At 63.0% G+C, this 7497-nt stretch carries 8 protein-coding genes; 7 read left to right on the forward strand and 1 reads right to left on the reverse strand.

Features of this window, described 5'->3' with window-relative positions; all coding sequences use genetic code 11:
- Positions 1–7: 7 nt before the first annotated feature.
- From ACX3OZ_RS15310 to ACX3OZ_RS15335, 6 genes are all read left to right on the forward strand, one after another.
- Positions 8–985 carry a 2-hydroxyacid dehydrogenase gene (locus ACX3OZ_RS15310; protein ID WP_459104824.1) on the forward strand — a complete coding sequence of 326 codons (978 nt, stop codon included), beginning with the start codon at positions 8–10 and terminating at the stop codon, positions 983–985.
- 76 nt (positions 986–1061) lie between these two features.
- Positions 1062–1778, forward strand: coding sequence for a GntR family transcriptional regulator (locus ACX3OZ_RS15315; protein WP_459095587.1), 717 nt, complete (start codon positions 1062–1064; stop codon positions 1776–1778).
- A gap of 42 nt (positions 1779–1820) precedes the next feature.
- Complete coding sequence (locus tag ACX3OZ_RS15320) at positions 1821–2591, forward strand: SDR family NAD(P)-dependent oxidoreductase (protein ID WP_459095588.1); 771 nt, start codon at positions 1821–1823, stop codon at positions 2589–2591.
- The gene (locus tag ACX3OZ_RS15325) at positions 2591–3679 is read left to right on the forward strand and encodes a sugar phosphate isomerase/epimerase family protein (RefSeq protein WP_459095589.1); all 1089 of its coding nucleotides are present in this window, start codon (positions 2591–2593) and stop codon (positions 3677–3679) included. The genes ACX3OZ_RS15320 and ACX3OZ_RS15325 overlap by 1 nt, the downstream gene beginning before the upstream one ends.
- Positions 3676–4824, forward strand: a complete 1149-nt coding sequence (locus ACX3OZ_RS15330) for an alpha-hydroxy acid oxidase (protein WP_459095590.1) — start codon at positions 3676–3678, stop codon at positions 4822–4824. Before ACX3OZ_RS15325 ends, ACX3OZ_RS15330 begins: the two co-directional genes overlap by 4 nt.
- A complete protein-coding gene (locus ACX3OZ_RS15335) occupies positions 4824–5735 on the forward strand; it encodes a DMT family transporter (RefSeq protein WP_459104825.1) in 912 nt (303 codons plus the stop codon). Before ACX3OZ_RS15330 ends, ACX3OZ_RS15335 begins: the two co-directional genes overlap by 1 nt.
- A 95-nt stretch (positions 5736–5830) precedes the next feature.
- On the opposite strand, the gene ACX3OZ_RS15340 is transcribed toward ACX3OZ_RS15335, so the two are convergent.
- Positions 5831–6898: a LacI family DNA-binding transcriptional regulator gene (locus ACX3OZ_RS15340; RefSeq protein ID WP_459104826.1), complete on the reverse strand. Its 1068-nt coding sequence runs from the start codon at positions 6896–6898 to the stop codon at positions 5831–5833.
- 182 nt (positions 6899–7080) lie between these two features.
- Here ACX3OZ_RS15340 and ACX3OZ_RS15345 point away from each other — a divergent pair, with 182 nt between their 5' ends.
- The gene (locus ACX3OZ_RS15345; RefSeq protein ID WP_459104827.1) at positions 7081–7392 is read left to right on the forward strand and encodes a hypothetical protein; all 312 of its coding nucleotides are present in this window, start codon (positions 7081–7083) and stop codon (positions 7390–7392) included.
- The last annotated feature ends 105 nt before the right edge of the window (positions 7393–7497 follow it).

The raw sequence follows: 7497 nt of genomic DNA on the forward strand, positions 1-7497 counted from the left end.
GTCCATCATGTCTTCCACTCTGAAATCCATTCCAGTCCTGGTTCCCGGCGCCATCAATCCGATCACGCTGGAGCGGCTGCAGGCCGTCTTCGACGTCACCTATGTCGAGGGCGGCTTCGTCGCCGTGACCGACGAGATGGCGGCGAAAGTGCGCGGCATTGCCGCCATCATTCCGATGGATGCGGCCACGATCGACCGCTTTCCCAAGCTGGAAATCATCGCCCATTTCGGTGTCGGCTATGACAGCGTCGATGCCAACCATGCGGCTTCGCGCGGCATCATGGTGACCAACACCCCCAATGTGCTCAATGAGGACGTGGCCGATATCGCCATTGGCCTGCTGCTCAACGCCATTCGCCAATTGCCGTTGGCCGAGCAGTGGCTGCGCGACGGCCACTGGGAGAGCAAGGGCCCCTATCCGCTGACCAAGCTCACCCTGCGCGAGCGCCGCGTCGGCATTTACGGCATGGGCCGGGTCGGGCGTGCCGTGGCCAAGCGGCTTGAAGGCTTCGGCGTCGAAATCGCCTATCACAATCGCAACCCGGTCGAGGGCGTCGACTACCAGTATTATCCGACGCTGCTCGGTCTGGCGGAGGCCGTGGACACCATGATCTCGGTGGCGCCCAGCACGGCCCAGACCGCAAAATCAGTCAATGCGGCGGTGCTGTCGGCCCTCGGCCGCGATGGCGTCTTCGTCAATATCGGTCGTGGCGCAACCGTCGATCAGGAGGCGCTGATTGCCGCGCTGCGGGACGGCACCATTGCCGCCGCCGGCCTCGACGTGTTCGCCTCCGAGCCGCATATGCCGCAGGCGCTGCTCGACCTGCCCAATGCCACCCTGGTGCCCCATGTCGGCTCGGCGACCGAATATACCCGCGCCGCCATGGCCACTTTATGCGCCGACAATGTCATCGCCTGGTTCTCGGAAGGCTGGCCGCGCACGCCCGTCGCCGAAACACTGGGTGTTCCTCGGGTCGAGGTCTGAAACAGCTTGGCGGCCCGGCGCCTGTCTATTCTATAGTCTTGCAATAACCGCCCAACGACCAGTCATTGGATAAACTATGGAAGACCTCGCAACAGTCTATTCAGCGCGCCCCCTGGCCAAAAGCCAGGGTTTGAGCGAGCACGTCCACCAGGCGTTGCTGCAGATGCTGGTGCAGGGCGTGCTCAAGCGCGGCATGGTGCTGCGCATCGACCTGCTGGCCAAAACGCTCGACGTCTCGCCCACCCCGGTGCGCGAGGCGCTGGCACGGCTGGCGACCACCGGGCTGGTGCTGCATGAGCCGCGCAAGGGCTACACCATCGCGCCGCCGATCGATCGCAAGCAATTGGCCGAACTGATCGATGCGCGGCGTCTGATCGAGGTGGCGGCGATTGGCCGGGCCTGCGCCAATGGCGGTGCGGCTTTCATTCGCGATCTCGAAAAAGCGCTGCTTGCCCAGCACCGCGCCGTCGAGCTGTATCAGGCGCAGAAGGACGACAATAGCGAAGCGCTCGCCTGGGACGTGATGCTGGCGGATCTGCATTTCCACCAGGTCATCTTCGAATACACCGATAACCGCTTCATTCGGGTGATGTCGCAGGCGCTGTCGGCCCAGCTGCATCGTATTCGTCAGTCGGCGCAGGCCGGCATTTCCGACGATCAGAACGCGCTCGATGAGCACGAAGCCATTCTCGCCGCCCTTCGCACCGGCGACCGCGCTGCCGCCGAACAGGCGATGGAGCAACACATCAACAATGTCGAAAAGCGCTCGGAACTGGACCTTTCAGACCAGTAGCAGCGCTTTTTTCCCGCCTATAATCAACTTCCAGGAACGATCATGACGACCCCTTACCCCACCGAGAAGACAGCAATCATCACCGGCGCCGGCTCGCCGCGTGGCATTGGGCAGGACCTTGCCCGGCGGCTCGGCAGCAAGGGCTGGAACCTCGGTCTGATCGATCGTGACATCGTGCTGGCAACCGAGCTGGCCCAGACCCTGCAGCGCGAGCATGGCATCAAGGCCGTGGCCGCCGAAGCCGATATTTCCGACGCTGCCGCCGTGGACCGGGCCGGCACCTTGTTCGAGCAGTCCCTGCCGCCAGTGGTGGCGGTGGTCAATATCGCCGGCATCAGCGATCCGACCCCGTTCATGGATACCGATCTGGCGCGCTGGGAACGTGTGCTCAAGATCAATGCCACCGGCACCTTCCTGGTGACCAAGCGCTTCGTTGCCGGCATGGTCGAGCGTGGGGTCGGCCGCATAGTCAGCCTGTCCTCGACAGCAGCCCAGAGCGGCGGCGGTACCTTCAGCACGGCCTCTTATGCCGCTTCCAAGGCCGCCATTGAAGGCATGACCCGTGGCCTGGCGCTCGAAATCGCCAAGACCGGCGTCACCGCCAACGCTATCGCCCCAGCCATCATCGATACTGACATCATGGGTGGCACGATCACCCCGGATCGTCTCGACTATTTCACCAGCCGCCTGCCCGTCGGCCGGCTCGGTCGGGCCGATGAAGTCTCCGCGCTCATCGAATTCCTGATCGGCCCCGACGCCGGCTACATCACGGGCGCCACGCTCAACATCAACGGCGGCGCGAGGATCGGCTAATGCTTGAAACCAAGACCATCGACATTTTCAATCCACTCGGCACCGACCCGCGGGGAATTGACCGCTGGCAGGCGGCCGCCAAGCTGGCTGCTGTGGACCTGCCGCTGACATTGCCGCACACGCCAGAAAACTGGCCGATTGCTGCCGCCATGCTGCAGTTTCCGGGGCGCACCGCGCAGGGCAAGACCATGCGCGAGGCTGGTCCCGAGCGCTGGTTCCGCGACCTGAGCATCATTGCCGCCGAAGGCTTCAACTCGGTCGAAATCCCCAGCGCCTGGCTGCCGGTCGGTGAGCTGGAACAAAGCGAACATGATGAGCTCAAGGCCGTGCTGCGTCAGCTCGATCTTTCGGTCTGCGCGACCTCGGTGGTGCGGCGCAGCATTATCGAGCAGGGCCGCGAGCAGGAAAACATGGCGATCACCCATGCCGCTATCGACGCCGCTGCGGCAGTTGGCTCGCCGCTAATCTGCCTGGGCCTGCATGAAGCGCTGCAGCCGCAGCAGCTGGATGTGACCTGGTTCTGGACTATGCCAACCCACCACAATCCCAATGATCGGGATGTGTGGAACCAGGCAGTGGCCGGCTATCAGGAACTGGCCGACCATGCCGCGTCGGTGGGCGTCGAGATTTCGCTCGAACTCTATGAGGGCACCTTCCTCTGCGCCGCCGATAGCGCTCTGGCCTTCCTCAGCGACATCGACCGCGACAATGTTGGGCTCAACCCTGATTTGGGCAATCTGATCCGGGCGCAGAACCCGATTGAGCCTTGGGAATCCATGGCCATCAAGACCTTCCCCCATGCCAATTATTGGCATGTGAAAAACTATAGCCGTGTCGAACTGCCGGAATCGAATCTTTATTTGACGTGTCCGTCGCCGATGGCCAACGGGCTGATCGATTACCGTCGGGCAATCGCCTTTGCTGTGGCGCATGGCTTCAAGGGCGCATTCCTGTGTGAGAATTACGGCGGGGATGGCCTGTCGGTTACGGCCGAAAGCCGTCGCTATATCCAGCGCATTCTCAAGAGCATTTCGCTTGATGCCCAATGGTCGGCCGATATGCTGCAAAGCGAAGCGGGGGCCAAGTGAGCTTCGCCAATTGGGAAGATGCCAGGGAAGGCGCAAAGCGGCGTCTTCCCAAGATATTCTTCGACTTCATTGACGGAGCCGCGTTTAGCGAGTCCACCGCCCGCGCCAATATCGAGGATTTCGATAAATGGGTGTTCGAGCAGCGGGTACTTGTCGATGTCGCCGAGCGTAAGCTGTCGACCACTTATCTCGGAGTCGAGCGCCCGCTACCCATGATCCTTGGGCCCGTGGGCTTTGCCGGGTTCTTTGCGCCCAATGCCGAAATCAAGGCCGCGCGCGCCGCCCATGCCGCGGGCATTCCCTATTGCCTGTCCAATTTCGGCATTGTGTCGATGGAAAAGCTACGCCAGGCGACCGACGGGCAGCTGTGGTTTCAGCTCTATGTCCTCAAGGACCGCGAGCTCTCGGAAAAGCTGATGCAGCGTGCCGAAGCCATTGGCTCCGAAGCTCTGGTCATCACCGTCGACAGCCAGGTCAAGAGCGTGCGCGAAAAGGATACGCGCAATGGCTTCCGCACCCTGACCAAGGTCACGCCTGGCCTCGCCATGCGGCTGATGCGCAAGCCGCGCTGGGTAGCCGGGGCACTGACTGCCGGGCCGATCCGGATCAACAACCTGGCCGAATATCCGCAATACGGCACCAGCGCGCTGGAGCAGGCCGCCAAGCTTGGCCACTTGATCGACGCTTCGATGACCTGGGATGATATTGCCCGCTTCCGTGAGCGCTGGAAAGGCAAGCTCATCATCAAGGGCATTCTCAGCGCCGAAGACGCAAGTCATTGCGCGCGACTGGGCGTTGATGCGCTGATCGTGTCCAACCATGGCGGACGTCAGCTCGACGGTGCGCGCTCGTCGATCTCGGTCTTGCCCGACGTGGTTGCGGAAGTCGGCGACAAGCTGGAAGTGTTGTTCGATGGTGGTATCCGTCGCGGCAGCCACATCGTCAAAGCCATGGCCCTTGGCGCCAAGGGCGTCCTGCTCGGTCGCAGCTACGCCTATGCGGTGGCCGCTGAAGGCCAATCTGGCGTCAGCCAGCTGCTGGATATGATGGGCGTCGAGATGGACGTCGCCCTGGGGCATATCGGCGTTCGCAACTTTGTCGAACTCTTCGAGCAGCGTGCCCGCGCCTTGCGGCCACGGGACTAGTGACGCTCGATCCAGAGACGAGAGACAGCGGAGCGCAGGGCAACAATCTCGCCGGCATCGGACTGATTGTTTGTGCCACGCTGCTCTTTTCGGGTCTGGATGCCATCACCAAGCAATTGGTGATGCGCTATGACGTGCCCCTGGTCGCGGCCATGCGCTATGGCGTTCAGCTGGTGCTCATCCTGCTCCTGTTCGGCCCCCGGCATGGCACCGCGCTGGTTGGGGCACGGCGCCCGGCGCTGGCAGTGTTGCGCGGTGCTTGCCTGGCGCTGAGTGCGCTGTTCATGGCGCTGGCCTTGCAACGCATGCCCATCGCCGAAACAACAGCGATTATCTATCTAGCGCCGGTGCTTGTGGTCCTGCTGGCGGGGCCGGTGCTGGGGGAGCAAGTTCGCCTGTTGAGCTGGCTGGCTGCCCTTGGTGGATTTGTGGGCGTTCTGATCGTGGTGCGGCCCGGCAGCGGCCTCGATCCACTAGGCCTGCTGTTTTCAGCGGCCAATGTCATCACCACCGCGGCCTATTCTTTACTGTCCCGCCTGCTCGCGCCAAACGAGCGAACCTCCATCCTTCTGTTCTATGCGGCGTTGGTTGGTGCCGTAGCCTTTGGCCTGATGGCGCCCTGGTTCTGGTTTGATGCGATGCCGGGGCCAAGCGACCTGCTGCTGCTGTTCAGCATCGGCGCTCTAGCCCTAATTGGCCACGGCATTCTCACCATCGCCAACCGTTTCGCCGAGGCCTCACTGATTGCCCCGGTGTCGTATTCCCAGTTGCTATGGGCCGGACTTCTTGGGTGGCTTATCTTTGGCCAGCGACCGGATGCTGTGAGCATCGCCGGCATGGGCTTGCTGCTGGGCGCCGGACTATTGGTCTCATTCAATGCCGGGCCAACCAGTCACAGGTCAAGGTCATGACGGCACAGCAGCCCGTACCAGCCGATGGGCCATGTTTCGCAGATTTTCCAGTGAGATTTGTCATCAAAACCGGTCACGGGGCCGTACGACGACGACTAGCTGGCGGCGACGGCTGAGGCGCTGGTTGGCGCGACGGCAGTGGAGCAGCGTTCGACCAGGTGGCAGGCCAGTTCAATGCGGCGCGCTGGGCCGGAAATGCCGGCGATCTGGTCGCGCAGCAGATCGAGCGCGACCACCCCGATTTCCTGCATCGGCACATGCATCGTCGTCAGTGTCGGGTTGACGAAGGCCGCTTGGGGCAGGTCGTCGATGCCGATGACGGAGACGGCCTCGGGCACCGCATAGCCCAATTGCTGCAGGCCCATCATGGCGCCGATGGCGAGGCTATCGCCAGCCGCGAGTATGGCGCTGAAATCCAGGCCACGCGCGGCCACGCGCTCGGCGACGGCGCGGGCCGCCAGGTCCGGCAGCCAGTCATCCACCAGCAGCATGCGGTGGTAATCGACCGCAATGCCGTGATGGCGCAGCGCATCGTGCCAGCCCTCGCAGCGCCGATCGATGGTGCGTCGGCCGGGCCGCATCAGAAACACCGTGTCGCGATGGCCCAGCCCGATCAGATGTTCGGTGGCCACGCGGGCCGCCGAGCGGTTGCAGGGGGTGACGCTCGATAGCCGCATCTCGGGGTCGTCGCCATTGACCAGCACCACCGGTTTGTCGAAGTCGCGGGCCGCCGCCAGCATCTCGTCATCGTCCAGCGTCAGGAACATCAGCCCGACGACCTGCTCGTTGTCGCGCGCTTCGGCGAGCACTGCCGCCTGTTCCGCCGGGTTGGCGATGGGGCGGGTCAGCAATTCCAGACCCAGCTCGGCGGCACGGGCATGCAGCCCTTCCAGCACATGCAGGGTGAATTGATTGCGCCCATAGTCGACGATGGCCGCGATCGAGGCGGCGACGATCACCTTCTGGCCGGTGGTCACCCAGGGCATCGCATAATTGGCCGCCTTGGCAGCGGCGAGAATCTTGGCGCGTAAGTCGGGACGCACGCCCTTGTCGCCGGCCAGCGCCCGAGAAACCGAACTCAGCGACACGCCGCATTGCGCGGCAATATCCTCCAGGCGGACGCGGCGCGTCCGGTTCAGGCGTGTTTCGACAGCATCGGCCATGGAGATCTCCCCGCTGACACACTGCAAATAATTTTCATATTGCGCAAACTATTTTGTCGTGGCTTGAATGGTAGCGGCAGCCATCCAGTAGAGACGGTGCCGAAGGGAGGAATTGGAACCATGGTTCTGGGTGCTGACGACAGCGGTCGGCTGGCTGGCAGTGTTACGGCGGTGGCGTCCAAATGAACGCGGCTTCCGGCCATCTGCGCCGGCCTTTGGGGCCAGGTGGATCGATCGGTCACTGGCAGGTCAGCGCCGTTGCAGACGAGCTCTATGACGTGCCGTGGGCGCCGATGCTGGGGGAGATGGACCCGTTCTTTTTCCTGACCAAGCACAAGAATTTTATTCCGCACGAATATCCCTGCCGCACGATTTTTGCCGAGCGCTGTCGTGGGCTGCGGCCCGAAGTGCGCGGGCAGTTCGAGCTGGCGCGGTACTGGTTGCCCTTCGGCTCGCCGCGGCTTGACCTCTCCGGCTTGTCAACGGCGGAGTAAAATCCGGCCATTAGGCGGAGCAAGACCAGGCCACCTTTGGCGCGCACATGAGACCGCCGGGAGGGCATAGCCCGAGCGGGGGTCTCATGTGCGCGTGCGATTTTT

This window comes from Devosia sp. A369, assembly GCF_054489345.1.